Here is a 20,163-nt window from a genome sequence, read left to right as displayed (position 1 = left end):
TTTATGTGGGCAGTTTCTCGAGGATCTTCCAGCACATGATGCCGAAAATGCCCAAGGTGCCGATCCACATCATCAGCACCCCGGCGTTGCGCTCGCGCAGGCTGAAGCCGATGGTCAGCAGCATCAGGAACAGAAATACCGGAACGAACAACGAGAGAAAGGGCGACATGCGACAGAATCCTTCTGCGGGGTAACTGGATAGCCACTATGCATCCAGCATAGCGGCTGCGCCGAGGGTGGCCATTGACCCTCGGCAGGTTGCCTTCAAGGCAGTTCGCGGGTGCGGTAGAACGCGCTCAGAACCTTGACCAGGTGAGCCAGGTCATGGCTGCCGCACAGCTCGCGGATCGAGTGCATGGCAAAGGTCGGCAAGCCGATGTCGACCGTGCGCACACCCAGGTGGCTGGCGGTGATCGGGCCAATGGTCGAACCACAACCCATGTCGCTGCGCACCACAAAGCTCTGCACTGGTACTTCTTCAGCCATGCACAGGTGGCGGAAGAACCCGGCGGTTTCGCTGTTGGTGGCGTAGCGCTGATTGTTGTTGACCTTGATCACCGGCCCGGCATTGAGCTTGGGCCCATGATTACCGTCGTGCTTGTCGGCGTAGTTGGGGTGCACGCCGTGGGCGTTGTCGGCCGAGATCATCAGCGAACGCTGGATCACGCGAACGTACTCGTCGCCATCCGGCAGCAGGCGCTGCAGGGTTTGTTCGAGCATTGGGCCGTCGGCGCCGCATGCCGAGCTGGACCCGACTTCTTCATGGTCGGTGCAGACCAGCACGCAGGTCTCGTCGCTGTCGGTTGCCAGCATCGCCTGCAGGCCGGCATAGCACGACAGCAGGTTGTCGAGGCGGGCGCCGGCGATGAAGTCACCATTGAGGCCGATCAGGGCCGCGTCCTGGGTGTCGTAGAAGCTCAGCTCGTAGTCGAGCACCACGTCGGCATTCAGTTCGTGTTCGCGGGCCAACTGCTCGGTGAGCACAGCGCGGAAATCGACCCGCTCGTCACCTGCCACCTGGGCGATGATTGGCGGTAGTTCAAGCTGGGCATTGATCGGCCAGCCTTCGTTGGCGGTGCGATTGAGATGGATCGCCAGGTTGGGGATCACCGCGATCGGCAGCTTGAAGTCGACCAACTGGCTTTCGACCTTGCCATCACGGCGGAAGGTCACCCGCCCGGCCAGCGACAGGTCGCGGTCGAACCACGGCGCCAGTAGCGCGCCGCCGTAGACTTCGACGCCCAGCTGCAAAAAGCCGTGGCGCTGCAGTTCAGGCTGCGGCTTGACTCGCAGGCACGGGCTGTCGGTGTGCGCGCCAACCATGCGGATACCGCTCAGCAGCGGTGACAGGGAACCGAGCTTGATCGCGATCAGCGACGAGTCGTTGCGGGTCAGATAGTAACGCCCGCCAGGCACGGTGGCCCAGCTGTCACGCTCGTCGAGGCGCTGAAATCCAGCGGCTTCGAGGCGCTGGACCAGGCTTGCCGTGGCGTGGAAGGGCGTCGGGGAGGCCTTGAGGAATTCGATCAGGCCCTGGTTCAAAACATCGCGCATAGTTCACTCCAGACAGCAATGGCGCGAGTTTAACGCAGTTCTGCGACGTTTTGTGTCGGCGCACAGCGACTTCAGAACGGAGCCGGGCACTCGAACTTCAAGCGCTCACCGCTGACCGGATGGGTAAAGCTGAGCATGCTCGCGTGCAGGCATAGCCGCTCATGGGCGGCCAGCGCCTCCGGGTTGGCGTACAGCCGGTCGCCGAGCAGCGGATGGCCGATCGACAGCATGTGCACGCGCAGTTGATGCGAGCGGCCGGTGATCGGCGTCAGCTCGACCCGGCAATAGTCGCCACAGCGCTCGACGATGCGCCAGAAGGTCAGTGCATGCTTGCCTTGCTGGTGGTCGACCACATGCCGCGGTTTGGTCGGCGGGTCATAGCGCAGTGGCAGGTCGATGCTGCCGCTGTCCAGCGCCGGCTGGCCCCAGCACAGTGCGGTGTAGGCCTTTTCGGTTTCGCGATCATGAAACTGGCGCGACAGTTCCCGATGACTGTCGGCATCCCGAGCGAGCAGGATGATCCCCGAGGTTTCCCAATCGAGGCGATGCACGATCAGCGCTTCCGGGTAGCCGTTTTCCTGCAGGCGGGTGATCAGGCAGTCCTTGTTGTCGTCGGCGCGGCCCGGCACCGAAAGCAGCAGGGTCGGCTTGTTGATGACCAGGACAGCGTCGTCCTGATGAAGGATGTGCACGTTCGACAGGGGCATTGTTGCGTCTTCTCTGGAAAAACTGACAAAAGCGGCCCTGAACCGCAAAACAGCCACGGTCGGCACCAGATGTTCTGGTTGCGTCAGTGGCTGCTTCGCGGTTCAGGGCCGCTCCTGCAGGTGTGCCTGCAGCGTTGATTAACGCTCGGGCAGGGTGATGTTCAGCTCGAGGATCGAGCAGCTGCCTTGGTTCTCCAGGGCAACCACCACGTCATCGTTGCCGATATTGACGTACTTGCGGATCACCTCGACCAGCTCTTTCTGCAGCGCCGGCAGGTAGTCCGGCGTGGTGCGCTGACCGCGCTCGTGCGCCACGATGATCTGTAGACGCTCTTTCGCTACCGACGCACTGCTCTGTTTCTGTCTGCCACGAAAGAAGTCAAAAAGGTTCATGGTTTACTTGCCTCCAAACAGGCGCGCGAAGAATCCTTGCTTCGGCATTTCGATGAACCGCAACGGAAGGTTTTTCCCGAGCAGGCGGTCGATGGTGTCGCTGTAGGCCTGGCCCGCATCGCTCTGATCGTCGAGGATGACCGGCACGCCCTGGTTCGAGGCTTTGAGTACGGCTTCGGACTCCGGAATCACGCCGATCAGATCTACCGAAAGGATGTCCTTGACGTCGTCGACCCCGAGCATTTCGCCTTTGCTTACGCGCTCTGGGTGGTAGCGGGTGATCAGCAAGTGTTCCTTGATCGGGTCTTCATTACGCTCGGCGCGGCGCGACTTGCTCGCCAGCAGACCGAGCATACGATCCGAGTCACGTACCGAAGACACTTCCGGGTTGGTCACAATGATCGCTTCGTCAGCGAAGTACATGGCCAGGTGGGCGCCCTTTTCAATACCGGCAGGGGAGTCGCAGACCACATATTCGAAGTCTTTCTTCAAGTCCATCAGGACCTTCTCGACGCCTTCCTGAGTCAGCGCGTCCTTGTCGCGGGTCTGGCTGGCAGCCAGCACGAACAGGTTCTCAAGGCGCTTGTCCTTGATCAGTGCTTGCTGCAGGTTGGCTTCGCCATTGACCACGTTGACGAAGTCATACACCACGCGACGCTCGCAGCCCATGATCAGGTCGAGGTTACGCAGGCCGACGTCGAAGTCGACGATGACAGTCTTGTGCCCGCGCAGGGCCAGGCCGGTACCGATGGCGGCGCTGGTGGTGGTCTTGCCCACACCCCCTTTGCCGGAAGTAACCACGAGAATCTTGGCCAAGGTGTTTCACCCCTAAATAAAATAGTCGGGACAGCAGTCCCTGAAAAAGCACAAAACGGCAACGATGAAAAAGTTGCTCTAAAAATGCCGCAAGTATCCGTTAAAGCCGGGTGATGTTCAACACATCGCCAGACAGGCTGACCTGTACCCCCGAACCCCAAAGTGGGTCGCGGCGCAGGTCTTCGCAGACCCGGTACTGACCGGCAATCGAGACCAGCTCTGCGGTCATCTGCTGGCAGAAGATGCGCGCCTTGGTGTTGCCCTTGATCCCCGCCAGGGCCCGACCACGCATTGCGCCGTAGACATGGATGTTGCCATCGGCAAGAAGTTCCGCACCCGGGCTGACCGATGTGGTCACCACCAGGTCACCGCCCTGGGCGTAGATCTGCTGGCCACCGCGCACCGGCGTGGTGATGATCCGGGTCGGCCGCACTTCCGGCTCGGCGGGTACCACGGGCGCCGGTTCTGGCTCGGGCTTCTTGACTTCCGGCTCAGGCTCCAATGGCCGCTCGCGGGCACCGGACGGCGGCAGCACGGGCAGGTCGATGGCAATCGCCGCAGCGATGTCTTCGATACGGTTGGCGCGGATCGCCAGAGTGCGCAGGCCATGGTGGCGGCAGATGCGCATCAGCCCGGGCAAATCGATGGCGCCTTCGCCGGCCGGCAGTTTGTCCAGCGCCAGCACCAGTGGGGTATTGCTGAAGAAGTTCGGTGCCAGGGCGACTTTTGCCGCCAGCTGGCGGTCCAGCGATTCAAGGTCGTTGCGCGCCAGTTCCAGAACGGTAATGGCAAGCATGCTGCCCTTGAGCTGGAACGCGGGTGCGTGTTCGGGGGTGTGGTTTGGGCTCATGGTCTGCATAGACGGCTTGTAACGGAAAAAGTGCCCTGACTTATAACGAGAACGCGGGTTGCCCGCAACCGGCGGCGATCCGTTGTAGAATGCGCGGCCTTTGTCTTTCCGGAAGCTTGAATGGAACGCCCGCGTTTTCGTCGTTATTTTCTCCACCCGCGATTCTGGGGCCTGTGGTTGGGCCTGGGGCTGCTGTGGCTGACTGTGCAACTACCGTATCGGGCACTGCTGGCGCTCGGCCGTGCGCTGGGCGCGGTGATGTATCGCTTTGCCGGCGAGCGTCGGCGCATCGCTGCGCGCAACCTCGAGCTGTGCTTCCCTGAGCTTTCCGCCGACCAACGGCTGCGGTTGCTCAAAGAAAACTTCGCCTCCACCGGCATCGCCTTCTTCGAAATGGCCATGAGCTGGTGGTGGCCAAAGGCCCGGCTGGCGCAGCTTGCGCATATCGAAGGCATCGAGCACCTGCAGGCCGCCCAGCGCGATGGCCAGGGCGCGATTCTGATGGCGGTGCACTTCACCACCCTGGAAATCGGCGCCGCACTGCTCGGCCAGGTGCACACCATCGACGGCATGTACCGCGAGCATGGCAATCCGCTGTTCGACTTCATCCAGCGCAGTGGCCGCGAGCGGCATAACCTCGATTCGCTGGCGATCGAGCGCGAGGACGTGCGCGGCATGCTCAAGCTGCTGCGCAGCGGCCGCGCGATCTGGTACGCACCGGATCAGGACTACGGCGCCAAGCAGAGTGTGTTCGTGCCGCTGTTCGGTATCCCGGCGGCAACGGTTACCGCCACCACCAAGTTTGCCCGTCTGGGCAAGGCGCGGGTGATTCCGTTCACTCAGCGCCGGCTTGAGGATGGCAGCGGTTACCGTTTGGTTGTGCATCCACCGCTGCAGGACTTCCCGGGCGAGACCGAGGAGGCCGACTGCCTGCGCATCAACCAGTGGGTCGAGAGCGTGCTGCGTGAATGCCCGGAGCAGTACCTGTGGGCGCATCGCCGCTTCAAGTCGCGCCCTGAAGGCGCGCCACGGCTGTACGACAAGAAGCAGCGCTGACGCCAGCGCATCCAGGGAGGATCTCATGACTGCAACCACGGGCCTGATTCTCTCTGGCGGCGGTGCCCGCGCGGCTTATCAGGTGGGGGTGCTGGCAGGTATTGCCGAGTTGCTGCCGCCTGGCGCGGCCAACCCGTTCCCGGTGATCGTCGGCACCTCGGCCGGGGCCATCAATGCGGTGACCCTGGCCAGCGGTGCAACTCGTTTTGCCGAATCGGTGCAGCGCCTGACCGCCTTCTGGCAGAACTTCAGCAGCCATCTGGTGCTGCGCAGCGACTGGCCCGGGGTGATTCGCCAGGCCAGTCGCTTCGTCAGCCACAGCTTGCTGGGTGTTGGCGGCGATGTCCCGGTGGCGTTGCTCGACAGCAGTCCGCTGCGTGGCCTGTTGCAAGCGCACCTGCATCTTGACGGCATTGGCGAGGCGCTGGCCAGCGAGCAATTGCGGGCGGTGGCCGTCACCGCCTTTGGCTACGACTCGGGCCAGGCAGTGACCTTCTATCAAGGCGGCGAGACCATTCAGCCATGGCTGCGCCATCGGCGTATTGGTGTGCCAACCGCGCTCAGCATCGAGCACTTGCTGGCCAGCTCGGCGATCCCTTTGCTGTTTGCCCCGGTCAAGCTTGGCGACGAATACTTTGGCGATGGTGCGGTGCGCCAGTCGGCGCCGATCAGCCCAGCGTTGCACCTGGGCGCGAGCCGGGTGCTGGTGGTCGGCGTCAGCGGCAACCCGCAACGGCCGGCGTCGCCGTTGCCCAGCCAGCGTCTGTTCAGCGGTCGCCAGCCAAGCCTGGCGCAGATCGGCGGGCACATGCTCAACAGCACCTTCATCGACAGCCTGGAAGACGACATCGAGCTACTGCAACGGCTCAATCACCTCAGCCACCTGCTGCCGGCGCATTTGAATGCGCGGGCGCTGGGCCTGGCACCGATCGAGGTACTGGTGGTTGCGCCGAGCCAGCCGCTGGATGAAATCGCCGCTCGCCATCGACGCCAGCTGCCGGCGGCCTTGCGCATGTTCCTGCGCGGGCCGGGGGCGACTCGTACCAGTGGGGCAGGGGTGTTGAGCTATTTGCTGTTCGAGGCGAGTTATTGCAGCGAGCTGATCGAGCTTGGCCGGCGCGATGCCCTGGCCAAGCGTGGGGCGCTGAGTCGTTTTCTCGGCTTGTGAGTTTTGGGGCCGCAAAGCGGCCCCAAATATGCTGATTACTCGGCGATCTGCAGTTTGCGCGCCTGGGTGTAGACGTAGCGCACCTTCTCGTATTCGAACGGCGAATTCAGCTGGCCATAACGGAAGGCAGTGGTGTAGCGCTTGTCCACAGCCCGTAGGAACAGAATCTCCGGGTGATCGCTGGTGAAATTGGCCATGTCCAGGTAGTTGATCGACTGTTCGCCGGCGTAGTCCACCACCACCCCGGTGGTGTCGCGCAGGTTCGATGGGCCGAGGATCGGCAGCATGATGTACGGCCCGTCGGGTACACCATAGAAGCCCAGGGTCTGGCCGAAGTCTTCACTCTGGCGCGGCAGGCCCATCTTGGTCGCCGGGTCCCACAGGCCGCCGACACCGATGATGGTGTTGAACATCAGCCTTGCAGTGATCTTCGCCGACCGCTCGGCCTTGAGCTGCAACACGCTGTTGAACAGGTTGGGCACATCGCCAAGGTTGCTGAAGAAGTTGCTCACCCCGGTACGCACGAAGCGTGGCGTGATCGCGGTATAACCGTCGACGGCAGGCAGCAGCACCCACTGATCGAAGCGATAGTTGAAGTGGTAGATGCGCCGGTTCACCGACTCCAGCGGATCGTAGACATTCAGCGCGGTCAGGGTCGAGCGTTCGAACTCACGCTGGTCCAGCCCAGGGTTGAATTTGAGCGAGCGCAACGGGTCGAGAAAGCCATCGCTTTGCTCGACCGGCGCATCGGCCACGTTGGCATCGATCACGCTGGTACGCGGCGCGATCTCCTCGGCCTGGGCATACCCGGCGGCGAGCAAAGCGGTGACGAGCAGCAGTCGTTTAACCACGGAAGAACTCCAGCATGGCGTCGCTGTTGACGCGGTAATTAAGGTTGCCGCAATGGCCGCCGTGCGGGTACAAGGTCAGCCGATCGCCAAATACTTTACGCAGAAAACCGATATCGCCAGGGCCGAGGATCAGGTCGTCGGCATTGTGCATGACGGCAATCTTCGGGCTTTTGCTCAGGTAGCCTTCAAGGGCGTACAGGCTGGCTTGATCGACCAGCTGCAGCACGCTGCCACCGTCGGTGCGCACGCGCCACATCGGGATCACCTGCTCGGTCAGGTAGCACTCGAAGTCGCACTGCAGGGCGCGCTTGAACGCCGGGGTCAAGCTTGTGCCTTCGGTGATCGGCTGCTTTGGCGGGGTAATCAGGCCGCGGCGGTTGATCAGGTCGGAGGTAAAGGCAATGTCGGCCGCCGAGAAGCGGAACGAAGTGCCGATCAGCATCGCCATCTGCTCGTTGGACAGGTGCTCGCGCGAGCGCTGGAAGTCATACAGCAGCGCGTCGTTGAGGTCGATGTAGCCCTTGTCCTGGAAGTAACGGGTGAGCTTTTCCAGCATCAGTTCGTAGAACGTGGTGCTGCGGTCGATGCCCTTGACCTGGGTCTGCACCAGCTTGTCGAGGTTGCTCACCGAGGTGTAGAGGTTGACCGGCGGGTTGAGCAGCAGCACGCGCTTGAAGTTGAAGCTGCGCCGGGTTTCGTCGAGATGGCTGACAAACGCCGCATCGAGGGCGCCGAGGCTGTAGCCAGTGAGGTAAAAGTCCTTGATCGGCAGGCGCGGGTGCTGCGCACGCACCGCCTGCATGACCCGGTACAGGTCCTCGGCATCTTCTTTGGTCACGCCTGGGGTGGCGAAGCGCGAGGCGGCGCTCATAAAGTCCCAGCTGGTCGGCGACGACAGCTGCACGACATGGAAGCCAGCCTGGTAGTAGAGCTTTTTCAGGTATTCGTTGGTCGAGCTGCTGTAGGGCGCGCCGGTGCCGGCAATGATGAAGATCAGCGGCGCTTCGTGGTCCTGGCGGGCAATGCGGTACTTGAGCTTTTTTACCGGCCAGAAGTTGTCCGGCAGGGTGAACTCACGCTCTGGACGCAGGGTGAGGCTGTAGTCGGCCTGGGTGATGTCATCATCACTGGGCAGCGTCGGCCGCAGTTCAGGCGGGGTGGTGGCAATCGTCGCCTCGAACGGGTTGGTCAAGGGAAAGCCATAGCTGGCGGCGTCGATATCCCGCGCCGAGGCGGCCGCAGCCATAAGCAAGCCACCCAGAAGGGCAGCGAGGCGCAGTGATCGAAGCATTGAATCCCCCAGAATATTCGGCAAGGCATGACGGTACGCAGGCTCTGACCACGGCCCAGCAGGCAAAGTTGCCGGGTGTATGGCCATTTGTTATGCCAGTTTTTACCGCGCCAGTGAATAGTGCGGTAACAATCGCTCTGTGCAACATAGCGGCTGCCGGGAAATCTTGCCTTGCACAGATGTCGCCAGTGATTATGCTGGCGTTTGTTTACATTTGCCCGGAGATCTTCATGCCTCGTTCATTGCCCGTCATTGTCCTGCTGCTGTGTCTGCCGTTATGGCTGGCGGCCAGCTATGGCGTGCGCTACGGGCTGATGGAGGACGGCCAGTGGGTTGGCCTGTGCGGCGTGCCTGCGCAGTATTGGCAATGCCAGGTGCGCTCGCTGCTGGGCCTGGCGATCCATTTTCAGCTGATTGCCTGGCTGGCTGTGGCCCTGAGCGTGCTCGCGCAACTGCTCAAGGGCCGCGCCGGCTGGTATCTGGCCGCAGTCGGCTTGCTGTTCGGGCTCAGCGCGCTGGTGCTGTATACCGCCAGTATCGCCGTGTTCGCGGTGGTCCTGGCCGGCTTGCGCCTGGTGCGTCAGGCACAAGTCGCCAGGCTGGCATGAAGGTCAGCGCTTACGCAAACTGCGCCACAACGCGCCGACCATCAGTACGCTGACCACTGCCCAGGCCCAGGCTTGCTGGTTGGCCAGCCCTTCACGGTACAGCTGTGGCAGCACCCCGGCGCCGATGATGAATGCCAGCAAGGCCACCTCGGCCCGACGCGCCACGACTGGTCGCAGCAAGTACACCAGCGCCGGCAACAGCAACGAGGCAGTCGGGAAGCTGCGATAGCGCGGCTCGAAGACCATCGCCAGCATGCTCACTGCAGCGGCGAAACCCGCCGCCAGCAACAGCCAGCCGGCGCGCGCTTCAAACCAGGCAAACAGCCGCTCACGCCAACCCTGGCGCTGCGCCAAGGCCAGCAGGGCGTGGGCCAGCACCAGCAGGTTCAGGCCTGCCAGCAACACTGCCCACAGCCATTCGCCGGCAAAGCGTGCGTTGGTCCGCATCAATTCGCCCCATAGGCCAAGGCTGGCAGCACCAATCGCTGCAAGCAACGGCAGCAGCAGTGCGGCCCGGGCATTGACCGGGCGCCCGGCAAACAGCAGTGCCGCCAGCAGCAACAGCGCACTCGCCGCCAACCACTGTGGCCAAAGAGCCAGGTTGCTGACCGGCCCTTCGAGAATGCCTTTATCCTGCCGGTCGGCGTCGTACAACCCCCAGTAACCGCCCACCGCACCTTCGCTGGCGCGCTTCCAGGGCTGGTCGAAGGCTTCGATCAGGTTGTAGCTCCAGTCGTTCTGCTCTGCCATCGCTACAAAACCGCGAATGAAGCGTGCCTCGTTGACCCGGCTGGGCAGCGCGGTTTCACGCTGGCGGCCTTCGCTGGGCCAGCCGGTCTCGCCGATCATGATCTGCTTGGGCGCAAAACGGGCGCCGAATACCTGGCGCACCTCGGCGACATGGGCCAATGCCTGGTCGATGCTGCGTGGGTCATCTTCCCAGTACGGCAGCAGGTGAATGGTCAGGAAGTCTACTGCCGGCGCGATCTGTGGATGCTGCAGCCAGAATTCCCAGACATCGGCGTAGGTCACTGGCACCGTGACCTGGGCCTTGACCCGCTTGATCAGCTCGGCCAGGCGCTCGCCGGTGACTTCCTTGCGCAGCAGGGTCTCGTTGCCGACGATCACTGCACTGACCACATCAGGGTTGGCATTGGCGGCGGCAATAAGCAATGCGACTTCCTTGTCACTGTCGACCGGATTGGCATTCACCCAGGCGCCGAGCATGACTTTCAGGCCATGCTTGCGCGCCAGCGCCGGGATCGCCTCAAGACCGGTCATCGAATAGGTGCGGATGCACTGAAAACGTTCGGCCAGCAGGGCTAGGTCGGCGTCCATCCGCGCCGGGCGCAGGCGAAACGGCTGGTCGAACGGCGATTGGTCCTTGTCGAACGGGGTGTACGAGGCGCACTGCAGTTTATGCGTCGGGCTGGCGGCGTCGGGCAGCAGCACCGGCTTGCCCAGGCCGTACCAGAGCGCGCCCAGCCCGGCGAGGGCGAGCAGGCAGGCGAAGAGAAAGAGTGGCAGCAGATTGCGGGCGGAGCGGGGCATCGGGCGGTCCATCGTCAGGCGCAAAGGGCTAGATGATAGCCGCAAATCGCCGGCGCCAACGCATTGGCATGCAAGGATCGCGCAGGCCAATGTCGGCCGATGGCGCTAATGGCCAAGTGCTGTCGCATCTGGTTAAGGTAGAGGTCGCGGCTGGAGCAGGTCGCGCTTTGTTGCAGGTTGATGATGCTATCTCCGAGACCTGACGAGGGGATGCATTGATGAACATGCGACGTATGCTGGGGGTGGGGTCCGCCCTGTTGTTGGCCATGAGCGCTGGGCAGGCCATGGCTAAAGAAGTAAGCATCGGTTATGTCGATGGCTGGGCCGACAGTGTTGCGACCACCAACGTTGCCGCCGAGGTTATCAAGGAAAAGCTCGGCTATGACGTCAAGCTGCAGGCAGTGGCGGCCGGGATCATGTGGCAAGGGGTTGCCACCGGCAAACTCGATGCGATCCTCTCGGCCTGGCTGCCGGTGACCCATGGTGAATACTGGGCCAAGAACAAGGACAAGGTGGTCGACTTCGGGCCTAACTTCAAAGACGCCAAGATCGGCTTGATCGTGCCTGAGTACGTCAAGGCCAACAGCATCGCAGACCTCAAGACCGACACCAGCTTCAAACAGAAGATCGTCGGCATCGACGCAGGTTCGGGCGTGATGATCAAGACCGAGCAGGCGATAAAGGATTACGACCTGACCGGTTACAAGCTGCAGGCCAGTTCCGGCGCGGGCATGACCGCCGAACTGGGCCGCGCCGAGAAAAAGCAGGAGTCGATTGCTGTTACCGGTTGGGTGCCGCACTGGATGTTCGCCAAGTGGAAGCTGAAGTTCCTCGAAGACCCGAAAGGCGTTTTTGGTGCGGCTGAAACCGTCAACAGCATCGGCAGCAAGGACCTGGAGAAAAAGGCCCCGGAAGTTGCAGCGTTCCTGAAGAAGTTCCAGTGGCAGTCCAAGGATGAGATCGGCGAAGTCATGCTGGCCATTCAGGATGGCGCCAAGCCAGAACAAGCGGCCAAGGATTGGGTCGCCAAACACCCTGAGCGCGTGGCGGAGTGGACTGCCAAGTAACGCGTTGAACGAGCCATAGCAGCATCGCCGCCCAAGGTTGAGTCGTCACCTTGGGCGCGCTGTTTTCAGCTGAAAAAGCGCTGCGCTGCCTGAGGTTTGTTACCAAAACCGCAAAACACTCTTGCATCTAAGACTAAGGTCGTCTGGTTGGCGTCCAACTGCAGCATAAAGTTACAGGTGGGTTATCCATAATCTGTGCTGCTAGGACAAAAACAATGAACGACAGCATTTACCTCTCGATACAGAACAGTCCGCGCTTCAAGGAACTGGTCAGCAAACGCGAGCGATTCGCCTGGATTCTTTCGGCAATCATGCTCGGCCTCTATTGCGGATTCATCTTGCTCATCGCCTATGGCCCGCACCTGCTCGGCGCCAAGATCAGCCCACAGTCGTCCATCACCTGGGGTATCCCCCTGGGCGTCGGCCTGATCCTTTCAGCCTTTGTGCTGACCGCCATCTATGTGCGTCGCGCCAACGGCGAGTTCGACGAACTGAACAAGGCAATTCTGGCGGAGGCCAAGCAATGATGCGACCTACCAAAACTTTGGCCATATTGGCCTGCGGTGTCTTCGCACCCGCTGTGTGGGCGGCTGACGCGCTCACTGGCGAGGTGCAGAAACAGCCCCTGAACATGGCTGCCATTCTGATGTTCCTGGCCTTTGTGTTGTTCACCCTGGGGATTACCTACTGGGCTTCGAAGCGCAACAAGTCAGCCTCGGACTACTACGCAGCCGGCGGCAAGATCACCGGTTTCCAGAACGGCCTGGCGATTGCCGGTGACTACATGTCTGCGGCGTCCTTTCTGGGTATTTCTGCGCTGGTGTTCACCTCCGGTTACGACGGGCTGATCTACTCGATCGGCTTCCTGGTCGGCTGGCCGATCATTCTGTTCCTGATCGCCGAGCGCCTGCGTAACCTGGGCAAGTACACCTTTGCCGACGTGGCGTCCTATCGCCTCGGGCAAAAACAGATCCGCACCCTGTCGGCCTCCGGTTCGCTGGTGGTGGTAGCGTTCTACCTGATCGCGCAGATGGTCGGTGCCGGCAAGCTGATCGAGCTGCTGTTCGGTCTGGACTACCACGTTGCGGTGATTCTGGTCGGCATCCTGATGTGCATGTACGTGCTGTTCGGCGGCATGCTGGCGACCACCTGGGTGCAGATCATCAAGGCAGTGCTGCTGCTGTCCGGTGCCAGCTTCATGGCGCTGATGGTGATGAAACACGTCAACTTCGACTTCAACACGCTGTTCTCCGAAGCGATCAAGGTACACGCCAAGGGTGAAGCGATCATGAGCCCGGGTGGCCTGGTCAAAGACCCGATTTCGGCGTTCTCGCTGGGCCTGGCACTGATGTTCGGTACCGCCGGCCTGCCGCACATCCTGATGCGCTTCTTCACCGTCAGCGATGCCAAGGAAGCGCGTAAGAGCGTGCTGTACGCCACCGGCTTCATTGGTTACTTCTACATCCTGACCTTCATCATCGGCTTCGGCGCGATCCTGTTGGTCAGCACCAACCCGGACTTCAAGGACGCCGCCGGCGCACTGCTGGGTGGCAACAACATGGCTGCGGTGCACCTGGCTGACGCTGTGGGTGGCAGTATCTTCCTCGGCTTCATCTCGGCAGTCGCTTTCGCCACCATCCTGGCAGTGGTTGCCGGCCTGACCCTGGCCGGTGCCTCGGCGGTGTCGCATGACCTGTATGCCAGCGTCTGGCGCAAAGGCAAGGCCAACGACAAGGATGAGATCCGGGTGTCGAAGATCACCACGATCTTCCTCGGCGTGCTGGCGATCGGGCTGGGCATTCTGTTCGAGAAGCAGAACATTGCCTTCATGGTTGGCCTGGCGTTCTCCATTGCCGCCAGCTGTAACTTCCCGGTACTGCTGCTCTCGATGTACTGGAAGAAGCTGACCACCCGCGGCGCGATGATTGGCGGCTGGCTGGGCCTGATCAGTGCCGTTGGCCTGATGATCCTTGGCCCGACCATCTGGGTGCAGATCCTCGGTCATGAAAAGGCCATCTACCCGTACGAATACCCAGCACTGTTCTCGATGCTGATCGCCTTCGTCGGAATCTGGTTCTTCTCGGTCACCGACAAGTCCAAGGAAGCGGTCAACGAGCGTGCGCTGTTCTTCCCACAGTTCGTCCGTTCGCAAACCGGCCTGGGCGCCAGTGGTGCGGTTTCTCACTAACCGCTTGACCCAATAAAAAACGCCCCGCATTGCGGGGCGTTTTTTTATTGTGCGGCTGGCAGGTCAAGCTGCCAGCGCCGGGTCATATCATGCCAAGCAGCAACAGCACCAACAGAACCACCAGGACCGCACCAATGATGCCGGACGGGCCATAGCCCCAGCTGCGCGAGTGAGGGAAGACTGGCAAGCCGCCAACCAGCAGCAGAATCAGGATGATGATGAGGATCGTGGTCATGGGCAGAATCCTTGCGTGTTTTCGTGGGGGAAGGGGCCGGGCAATCCTGGCCGCTTACATTTCCGACCTCGGCTGTTACAAGAAAATTCAATTGATTATTTGCCTTGGCGGCATGTTCGCTCATTCAGCATTTCGATAGCGCACCAGGCCCTGGCCGGCCTTGGCTAGACTCGCGCTATTGCCCACCAAACAAGGCCTGCAGCATGCACAAGCGAATGATGATTACCGGCGCCGGGTCTGGCCTCGGCCGTGAAATTGCCCTGCGTTGGGCGCGCGAGGGTTGGCGCCTGGCGCTGGCCGATGTCAACGAGGCCGGTCTGCGCGAGACTCTTGAGCTGGTGCAGGCGGCTGGTGGCGAAGGTTTTGTGCAACGTTGTGACGTGCGCGACTACAGCCAGCTGACGGCGCTGGCCCAGGCCTGCGAGGAACGCTTTGCCGGCATCGACATGATCGTCAACAATGCCGGGGTTGCTTCGGGCGGGTTTTTTGCCGAGTTGTCGCTGGAGGACTGGGACTGGCAACTGGCGGTCAACCTGATGGGCGTGGTCAAAGGCTGCAAGGCGTTTTTGCCATTGCTCGAGCGCAGCCAGGGACGAATCGTCAACATCGCCTCGATGGCAGCATTGATGCAGGGGCCGGGCATGAGCAACTACAACGTGGCCAAGGCCGGGGTGTTGGCGTTGTCGGAGAGCCTGCTGGTCGAGCTGCGTCAGGTGCAGGTAGCGGTGCATGTGGTGTGCCCGTCGTTCTTCCAGACCAACCTGCTGGATTCTTTCCGCGGGCCGGACCCAGCGATGAAAGCCCAGGTGGGCAAGTTGCTCGAAGGCTCGCCAATCAGTGCTGCCGAAATTGCCGACTACATGCATGAGCGGATTGCTGCTGATGAGTTTTTGATCCTGCCGCATGAGGCGGGGCGTGCTGCCTGGAAACTCAAGTGCCAGACGCCGGAATTGTTGTATGCCGAGATGGCGGGGATGGCGGTGAAGATGCGCGCCAAGGCGCGGCAGTAGTCGGCGAGTGAGGTATGCTCGGCAGCTTTGAATCTGCACGGGCGTGGGCTGTGGTCAATTACTTCTGGTTCTTTCTTGCGGCGTTGTTCGAGATTGGCGGGTGCTATGCGTTTTACCTGTGGCTGCGGTTGGGCAAGAGTGCCTGGTGGGTGGTGCCGGCGCTGGTCAGCCTGAGTGTTTTTGGGTTGATATTGACGCGGGTCGAGGCCGCCTATGCGGGACGGGCTTATGCGGCTTATGGCGGGATCTATATTGTTTCTTCGCTGCTTTGGCTGGCACTGGTTGAGCGGGTTCGGCCGTTGGGCAGCGATTGGCTTGGGGCGCTGTTGTGTGTGGTTGGGGCCACGATTATTGTGTTTGGGCCGCGGTTGCAGCAGGGGTGAATGGGGCTTATCCGGTTGTGGGCTTATCCATTTGATTTGTATGCAGTTCTGGCCCCTTTCGCCCTTACGGCGAGTCACTTTTTTGGCAGACGCCCCAAAAAAGTAACCAAAAAAGGGCTTGGCTCCACATCCGGCCCCTTCGCTGCGCTGCGGGGGGGCCCTCGCTCCGGTCTTGCTCCCGGGAGGACCGCGCTGTACGGCCCATCCTGGGCCGCAGCGCTTGACGGGCATCCATGCCCGTCACCTCCCTTCGCAAGACCTGCGCTCGGCCTCCTGAGTCGCCGGTAGATCAAGAGCAAGATCAAGAGCACGCCTCGCTGCGCTGGCGCAGATCAAGAGCGGGGGCCGCTTTGCGGCCCTTCGCGGGTGAACCCGCTCCCACAGGGTTCGCGTTGGCCGGGGGTGTGTGGTCATTGTGGAGGCGAGGCTGCTGCAGCGCTGGACCAAAGGGATCAATGCTGACCTGAGACCCCTCAGATCCCTGTGGGAGCGGGTTCACCCGCGAAGGGCCGCAAAGCGGCCCCAGCTTTTGACTGTCGCTTTTGATCTGCGCCAGCGCAGCGAGGCGTGCTCTTGATCTACCCGCCACCTCAGAAGGCCGAACGCAGGTCCTCACGGGAGCAATGCCGGAGTGAGGGAACCCCGCAGCGCAGCGCAGGGGCCGTAAGTGGGAGCCAGGCCCTTTTGGTTACTTTTTGGGGCGTTTGCCAAAAAGTAACTCGCCGTAAGGGCGAAAGGGGCCAGTCCCACCCATCGATAAACCGGATAAGCCCACAATAACCCTGAAACACCCGTCCCCCAACCACCCCAAAACCACCCCAAACTTGTAGGGATTTTTACCCTCAAGCGTAGGACCGATCTATTTAGCAGGAGCAACGTTGTGTAGGCGAATGTACCCGGTGCAGTCTCCAATCTTCCCTGGAACGAGGAGGATCAAAGCATGCTGGTACTGACTCGCGAAGTTGGCCAGGTCATCGCCATCAACGATGACATCCAGATCGTGGTAGTAGCGATCGACCACGGCATCGTCCGCCTGGGCATCGACGCCCCACGCGACCTACCCGTACACCGCTGTGAAATCTACAAGCGAATCAAAGCCCGCGAAGTGCGGGAGCAGTAAAAAGGGGGACCGGCTCGCAGCCCCCACAGCATTACTCGAACAGCTCCTTGGGCACATCATGCTTGGCCAGCAGCTGGCACTGCTGGCTTTCCAGATCAAACAGGATAAACGCCTGACCCTTGGCCAACGCCTGGCGCACCCGCAGCACACGGGTTTCCAGCGGCGTGTCATCGCCGTTATCGGTGCCTTCGCGAGTCACGAAGTCCTCGATCAGGCGGGTCAGGGTTTCAGCTTCGAGTTGGTCGTAAGGGATCAGCATGGGCAACTTCGTAGATTGATCGACAATCCCGCCATGCTACGCGATTCGCGCACCACAGGCGTCACAGCTTGTTACCCAAAAGGCTGTCGACCGGCGGCACACGGGTATCGCTCTCCATCTGGGCGTCATGCTCTATCTGGTGACTGAAGCGCTCCAGCGAAGCATTGGTCGGGTTCGAATCGCTGGCAAACACCGGTGGGCTGAGCAGGTAACCCGAGAGCAGCCGGCTGAGGGTTGCCAGGCTGTCGATATGGGTCCGCTCATACCCGTGGGTGGCATCGCAACCAAATGCCACCAGCGCCGTGCGGATGTCATGGCCCGCCGTAACCGCCGAGTGCGCATCGCTGAAGTAGTAGCGGAACAGATCGCGGCGTACCGGCAGTTGCTGGTCGTTGGCAAGCTTGAGCAGGTGCCTCGACAGGTGGTAATCGTACGGCCCCGACGAATCCTGCATCGCCACGCTCACCGCATGCTCGCTGGAGGCCTGCCCAGGTGCCACCGGCGCAATGTCGATGCCGACAAATTCACTGACGTCCCACGGCAATGCACCTGCAGCACCAGAGCCAGTCTCTTCGGTGATGGTGAACAGCGGGTGGCAGTCGATCAGCGGCTGCTGGCCGCTTTCCACCACCGCCTTGAGCGCAGCAAGCAGCGCTGCCACACCGGCCTTGTCGTCCAGATGGCGGGCGCTGATATGGCCGCTTTCGGTGAACTCGGGCAGGGGATCGAAGGCGACGAAGTCACCAATCGAGATCCCCAACGCCTCGCAGTCGGCGCGGGTCGCGCAGTAGGCGTCCAGGCGCACTTCAACGTGGTCCCAGCTGATCGGCATCTGGTCGATGGCGGTGTTGAATGCATGCCCGCTGGCCATCAGCGGCAACACGCTGCCGCGGAACACACCGGTGTCGGTAAAGACGCTGACCCGGCTGCCCTCGGCAAACCGGCTCGACCAGCAGCCGACCGGCGCCAGGGCCAGGCGGCCGTTGTCCTGCAACTGGCGCACGCTGGCGCCGATGGTGTCGAGGTGGGCTGATACAGCGCGGTCAGGCGAACTTTGCCGACCTTTGAGGGTGGCGCGGATAGTCCCGCGGCGGGTCAGCTCGAAAGGAATGCCCAGCTCATCCAGACGTTCGGCGACATAGCGCACGATGGTATCGGTAAAGCCGGTCGGGCTGGGGATGGCGAGCATTTCCAGCAGGACACGTTTCAGGTAGTCCAGATCCGGTTCGGGGTGGGTTACAGACATAGTCACTCCTCGGCGGTGGGGCAGGGTGGCCTGACGTGGTTACCGCGCAGGCCCCCTGGGTGATTCAGGCTGGCGCCCGGCTGTGCGGAAACAGCAGATCGACAAAGCGCTCGGCCGTGGGTTGCGGTTCATGGTTGGCCAGGCCAACGCGCTCGTTGGCTTCGATGATCACGTAGTCGGGCTGGCTGGCATCGCCCACCATGAAGTCCAGGCCGACCACGGGAATATCCAGCGCCCGCGCCGCGCGCACGGCGGCATCGGCCAGGGCCGGATGTAAACGTTCGGTGACATCTTCGAGAATGCCGCCGGTGTGCAGATTAGCCGCACGGCGTACCGCCAGGCGCTCACCTGCCGGCAGAATATCGCCGTACTCATGACCTGCCGCACGCACGGTGCGCTCGGTTTCTTCATCCATCGGGATGCGGCTTTCGCCGGCCGTGGCAGCCTCGCGGCGGCGGCTCTGGGCTTCGATCAGCGCCTTGACGCTGTGCGTGCCGTCACCGATAACCTGTGCCGGGTGGCGAATGGCTGCGGCCACCACTTCGTGGCCGATGACCACGATGCGCAGGTCATACCCCGGATGGAAGCTCTCGAGCAGTACCCGGCTATCAAAACGCTGGGCGTGTGCGACGGCCTGGGAAACCTCCTCAAGCGTGGTCAGATTGACCGCCACCCCCTGGCCTTGCTCGCCATCGACCGGCTTGACCACTACCGCGCCGTGCTCTTCCAGAAACGCCAGGTTGTCGTCGGCATTGCCCGCCAGCTGTTGCACCGGCACCTTCAGCCCGGCCTTTTCCAGCGCGTGCTGGGTCAGGCGCTTGTCCTGGCAGAGGGTCATGCTGACGGCGCTGGTGAGGTCGCTGAGCGACTCGCGGCAGCGTACCCGGCGCCCGCCCAGGCTGAGGGTGAACAAGCCGGCCTTGGCGTCGTCGACCTGCACTTCGATGCCGCGGCGGTGGGCTTCGTCAACAATGATGCGCGCGTACGGGTTGAGCTCGGCCTCAGGCCCAGGCCCGAGGAACAGGGTCTGGTTGATGCCGTTCTTGCGCTTGACGGCAAAGGTCGGCAAGTTGCGAAAGCCGAGCTTTTCGTAGAGGCGCTTGGCCTGGCGGTTGTCATGCATCACCGACAAATCCAGATAGGCCAGCTCGCGGCTCATGAAGTGCTCGATCAAATGCCGTACCAGCACCTCGCCAACCCCAGGCCGGCTGCAGCGCGGGTCGACGGCCAGGCACCAGAGGCTGCTGCCATGCTCGGGGTCATCGAACGACTTGCTGTGATTGAGGCCCATCACGCTGCCGATCACAGCATGGGTGTCTTCATCCTCGGCCAGCCAGTACACCGGCCCGCCTTGATGGCGCGGGGTGAGCAGCTCGGCGTTGACCGGGAGCATGCCGCGCGCCTGGTACAGCGCATTGATCGCCTGCCAGTCGCTTTCGCTCTGTGCCCGGCGAATACGAAAACCGCGGAACACCCGCTGCGCCGGGCGGTAGTCGCTGAACCACAGGCGCAGGGTGTCCGAGGGGTCGAGAAACAGCTGTTGCGGAGCGTGCGCCAGTACCTGATGCGGCGCCGCCACGTAGAGGGCAATGTCGCGTTCACCGGCGGCTTCTTCCAGCAGCGCCTGTGCCAGGCAGCTGGGGTCCGGGTAGGTATGGCCGATCAGCAGCCGGCCCCAGCCGCAGTGGACTGCTCGCGGCTGGTCGTGCGGCTCGCTGCCGTCTTCGGCCAGGCGCGCCTGCAGCCGCGCGTAGGAGGGGGCCTGGCCGCGCAGCAAGCGCTGGCCGTAGGCTGTTTCGTGGGCTTTCAT

At 62.1% G+C, this 20,163-nt stretch carries 22 protein-coding genes; 9 read left to right on the top strand and 13 right to left on the bottom strand.

The window, feature by feature from the left end; all coding sequences use genetic code 11:
* Window position 1: 1 nt before the first annotated feature.
* From K3F44_RS13375 to minC, 6 genes are all read right to left on the bottom strand, one after another.
* Window positions 2-169, bottom strand: a complete 168-nt coding sequence (locus K3F44_RS13375) for a hypothetical protein (protein ID WP_178080787.1) — start codon at window positions 167-169, stop codon at window positions 2-4.
* A 95-nt stretch (window positions 170-264) separates the two neighbouring features.
* The gene (locus K3F44_RS13370) at window positions 265-1,554 is read right to left on the bottom strand and encodes a M18 family aminopeptidase (RefSeq protein WP_101321690.1); all 1,290 of its coding nucleotides are present in this window, start codon (window positions 1,552-1,554) and stop codon (window positions 265-267) included.
* Between the two features lie 71 nt (window positions 1,555-1,625).
* Window positions 1,626-2,261, bottom strand: coding sequence for an RluA family pseudouridine synthase (locus K3F44_RS13365; protein ID WP_220632408.1), 636 nt, complete (start codon window positions 2,259-2,261; stop codon window positions 1,626-1,628).
* 138 nt (window positions 2,262-2,399) lie between these two features.
* The gene (gene minE, locus K3F44_RS13360) at window positions 2,400-2,654 is read right to left on the bottom strand and encodes a cell division topological specificity factor MinE (RefSeq protein WP_101321688.1); all 255 of its coding nucleotides are present in this window, start codon (window positions 2,652-2,654) and stop codon (window positions 2,400-2,402) included.
* Window positions 2,655-2,657: 3 nt separating this feature from the next.
* Window positions 2,658-3,470 carry a septum site-determining protein MinD gene (gene minD / locus K3F44_RS13355; RefSeq protein WP_101321687.1) on the bottom strand — a complete coding sequence of 271 codons (813 nt, stop codon included), beginning with the start codon at window positions 3,468-3,470 and terminating at the stop codon, window positions 2,658-2,660.
* Between the two features lie 100 nt (window positions 3,471-3,570).
* The gene (minC, locus tag K3F44_RS13350; protein WP_150572547.1) at window positions 3,571-4,329 is read right to left on the bottom strand and encodes a septum site-determining protein MinC; all 759 of its coding nucleotides are present in this window, start codon (window positions 4,327-4,329) and stop codon (window positions 3,571-3,573) included.
* Window positions 4,330-4,440: 111 nt separating this feature from the next.
* Between minC and K3F44_RS13345 the strand changes: the two genes are divergently transcribed.
* Complete coding sequence (locus K3F44_RS13345) at window positions 4,441-5,376, top strand: lipid A biosynthesis lauroyl acyltransferase (RefSeq protein ID WP_101321685.1); 936 nt, start codon at window positions 4,441-4,443, stop codon at window positions 5,374-5,376.
* A gap of 25 nt (window positions 5,377-5,401) precedes the next feature.
* Complete coding sequence (locus K3F44_RS13340) at window positions 5,402-6,544, top strand: patatin-like phospholipase family protein (protein ID WP_220632407.1); 1,143 nt, start codon at window positions 5,402-5,404, stop codon at window positions 6,542-6,544.
* Between the two features lie 35 nt (window positions 6,545-6,579).
* On the opposite strand, the gene K3F44_RS13335 is transcribed toward K3F44_RS13340, so the two are convergent.
* Both K3F44_RS13335 and K3F44_RS13330 read right to left on the bottom strand, forming a co-directional pair.
* Window positions 6,580-7,395 (bottom strand): VacJ family lipoprotein, encoded by an 816-nt coding sequence (locus tag K3F44_RS13335; protein WP_101321683.1) that lies wholly within the window; start codon window positions 7,393-7,395, stop codon window positions 6,580-6,582.
* On the bottom strand, window positions 7,388-8,686 hold the full coding sequence (locus K3F44_RS13330; protein WP_188035383.1) for a serine/threonine protein kinase: 1,299 nt from the start codon (window positions 8,684-8,686) through the stop codon (window positions 7,388-7,390). Before K3F44_RS13330 ends, K3F44_RS13335 begins: the two co-directional genes overlap by 8 nt.
* Before the next feature lie 230 nt (window positions 8,687-8,916).
* Here K3F44_RS13330 and K3F44_RS13325 point away from each other — a divergent pair, with 230 nt between their 5' ends.
* Window positions 8,917-9,294, top strand: coding sequence for a hypothetical protein (locus K3F44_RS13325; RefSeq protein WP_103438834.1), 378 nt, complete (start codon window positions 8,917-8,919; stop codon window positions 9,292-9,294).
* 3 nt (window positions 9,295-9,297) lie between these two features.
* Here the strand turns inward: K3F44_RS13325 and K3F44_RS13320 are convergent, their stop codons facing one another.
* The gene (locus tag K3F44_RS13320; protein ID WP_220632406.1) at window positions 9,298-10,857 is read right to left on the bottom strand and encodes a beta (1-6) glucans synthase; all 1,560 of its coding nucleotides are present in this window, start codon (window positions 10,855-10,857) and stop codon (window positions 9,298-9,300) included.
* Between the two features lie 206 nt (window positions 10,858-11,063).
* Here K3F44_RS13320 and K3F44_RS13315 point away from each other — a divergent pair, with 206 nt between their 5' ends.
* From K3F44_RS13315 to K3F44_RS13305, 3 genes are all read left to right on the top strand, one after another.
* Window positions 11,064-11,912, top strand: coding sequence for a glycine betaine ABC transporter substrate-binding protein (locus K3F44_RS13315; protein ID WP_150572549.1), 849 nt, complete (start codon window positions 11,064-11,066; stop codon window positions 11,910-11,912).
* Between the two features lie 215 nt (window positions 11,913-12,127).
* On the top strand, window positions 12,128-12,439 hold the full coding sequence (locus K3F44_RS13310; protein WP_220632405.1) for a DUF485 domain-containing protein: 312 nt from the start codon (window positions 12,128-12,130) through the stop codon (window positions 12,437-12,439).
* Window positions 12,436-14,100: a cation acetate symporter gene (locus K3F44_RS13305; protein ID WP_101321678.1), complete on the top strand. Its 1,665-nt coding sequence runs from the start codon at window positions 12,436-12,438 to the stop codon at window positions 14,098-14,100. The genes K3F44_RS13310 and K3F44_RS13305 overlap by 4 nt, the downstream gene beginning before the upstream one ends.
* Window positions 14,101-14,182: 82 nt before the next feature.
* On the opposite strand, the gene K3F44_RS13300 is transcribed toward K3F44_RS13305, so the two are convergent.
* Complete coding sequence (locus K3F44_RS13300) at window positions 14,183-14,341, bottom strand: DUF3309 family protein (RefSeq protein WP_178080836.1); 159 nt, start codon at window positions 14,339-14,341, stop codon at window positions 14,183-14,185.
* A gap of 197 nt (window positions 14,342-14,538) precedes the next feature.
* Here K3F44_RS13300 and K3F44_RS13295 point away from each other — a divergent pair, with 197 nt between their 5' ends.
* From K3F44_RS13295 to csrA, 3 genes are all read left to right on the top strand, one after another.
* Complete coding sequence (locus K3F44_RS13295; RefSeq protein ID WP_101321676.1) at window positions 14,539-15,345, top strand: SDR family oxidoreductase; 807 nt, start codon at window positions 14,539-14,541, stop codon at window positions 15,343-15,345.
* Window positions 15,346-15,395: 50 nt separating this feature from the next.
* Entirely contained in the window at window positions 15,396-15,728 is a 333-nt protein-coding gene (locus K3F44_RS13290) for a YnfA family protein (RefSeq protein WP_101323088.1), read from the top strand.
* A gap of 940 nt (window positions 15,729-16,668) precedes the next feature.
* Window positions 16,669-16,848, top strand: a complete 180-nt coding sequence (gene csrA / locus K3F44_RS13285; protein ID WP_101321675.1) for a carbon storage regulator CsrA — start codon at window positions 16,669-16,671, stop codon at window positions 16,846-16,848.
* A gap of 31 nt (window positions 16,849-16,879) precedes the next feature.
* Here csrA and K3F44_RS13280 read toward each other — a convergent pair whose 3' ends face one another.
* From K3F44_RS13280 to ngg, 3 genes are all read right to left on the bottom strand, one after another.
* Window positions 16,880-17,107: a YheU family protein gene (locus K3F44_RS13280; protein ID WP_101321674.1), complete on the bottom strand. Its 228-nt coding sequence runs from the start codon at window positions 17,105-17,107 to the stop codon at window positions 16,880-16,882.
* A gap of 61 nt (window positions 17,108-17,168) precedes the next feature.
* The gene (locus tag K3F44_RS13275; RefSeq protein WP_101321673.1) at window positions 17,169-18,353 is read right to left on the bottom strand and encodes an osmoprotectant NAGGN system M42 family peptidase; all 1,185 of its coding nucleotides are present in this window, start codon (window positions 18,351-18,353) and stop codon (window positions 17,169-17,171) included.
* Window positions 18,354-18,417: 64 nt separating this feature from the next.
* A complete protein-coding gene (gene ngg, locus K3F44_RS13270; RefSeq protein ID WP_101321672.1) occupies window positions 18,418-20,163 on the bottom strand; it encodes an N-acetylglutaminylglutamine synthetase in 1,746 nt (581 codons plus the stop codon).

Origin of the sequence: Pseudomonas sp. S07E 245 (genome assembly GCF_019599025.1) — a bacterium.
Classification (GTDB): domain Bacteria; phylum Pseudomonadota; class Gammaproteobacteria; order Pseudomonadales; family Pseudomonadaceae; genus Aquipseudomonas; species Aquipseudomonas shirazensis.
The sequence above is the reverse complement of the archived record's forward strand: the minus strand, read 5'-3'. Positions and strand labels throughout refer to the sequence as shown.

Bases quoted from the DNA above. Each gene is read 5' to 3' on its own strand.
- K3F44_RS13375 (WP_178080787.1), bottom strand. From the start codon at position 169: ATGTCGCCCTTTCTCTCGTTGTTCGTTCCGGTATTTCTGTTCCTGATG.
- K3F44_RS13370 (WP_101321690.1), bottom strand. From the start codon at position 1,554: ATGCGCGATGTTTTGAACCAGGGCCTGATCGAATTCCTCAAGGCCTCC.
- K3F44_RS13365 (WP_220632408.1), bottom strand. From the start codon at position 2,261: ATGCCCCTGTCGAACGTGCACATCCTTCATCAGGACGACGCTGTCCTG.
- minE (WP_101321688.1), bottom strand. From the start codon at position 2,654: ATGAACCTTTTTGACTTCTTTCGTGGCAGACAGAAACAGAGCAGTGCG.
- minC (WP_150572547.1), bottom strand. From the start codon at position 4,329: ATGCAGACCATGAGCCCAAACCACACCCCCGAACACGCACCCGCGTTC.
- K3F44_RS13345 (WP_101321685.1), top strand. From the start codon at position 4,441: ATGGAACGCCCGCGTTTTCGTCGTTATTTTCTCCACCCGCGATTCTGG.
- K3F44_RS13340 (WP_220632407.1), top strand. From the start codon at position 5,402: ATGACTGCAACCACGGGCCTGATTCTCTCTGGCGGCGGTGCCCGCGCG.
- K3F44_RS13330 (WP_188035383.1), bottom strand. From the start codon at position 8,686: ATGCTTCGATCACTGCGCCTCGCTGCCCTTCTGGGTGGCTTGCTTATG.
- K3F44_RS13325 (WP_103438834.1), top strand. From the start codon at position 8,917: ATGCCTCGTTCATTGCCCGTCATTGTCCTGCTGCTGTGTCTGCCGTTA.
- K3F44_RS13320 (WP_220632406.1), bottom strand. From the start codon at position 10,857: ATGGACCGCCCGATGCCCCGCTCCGCCCGCAATCTGCTGCCACTCTTT.
- K3F44_RS13315 (WP_150572549.1), top strand. From the start codon at position 11,064: ATGAACATGCGACGTATGCTGGGGGTGGGGTCCGCCCTGTTGTTGGCC.
- K3F44_RS13310 (WP_220632405.1), top strand. From the start codon at position 12,128: ATGAACGACAGCATTTACCTCTCGATACAGAACAGTCCGCGCTTCAAG.
- K3F44_RS13305 (WP_101321678.1), top strand. From the start codon at position 12,436: ATGATGCGACCTACCAAAACTTTGGCCATATTGGCCTGCGGTGTCTTC.
- K3F44_RS13295 (WP_101321676.1), top strand. From the start codon at position 14,539: ATGCACAAGCGAATGATGATTACCGGCGCCGGGTCTGGCCTCGGCCGT.
- csrA (WP_101321675.1), top strand. From the start codon at position 16,669: ATGCTGGTACTGACTCGCGAAGTTGGCCAGGTCATCGCCATCAACGAT.
- K3F44_RS13280 (WP_101321674.1), bottom strand. From the start codon at position 17,107: ATGCTGATCCCTTACGACCAACTCGAAGCTGAAACCCTGACCCGCCTG.
- K3F44_RS13275 (WP_101321673.1), bottom strand. From the start codon at position 18,353: ATGTCTGTAACCCACCCCGAACCGGATCTGGACTACCTGAAACGTGTC.
- ngg (WP_101321672.1), bottom strand. From the start codon at position 20,163: ATGAAAGCCCACGAAACAGCCTACGGCCAGCGCTTGCTGCGCGGCCAG.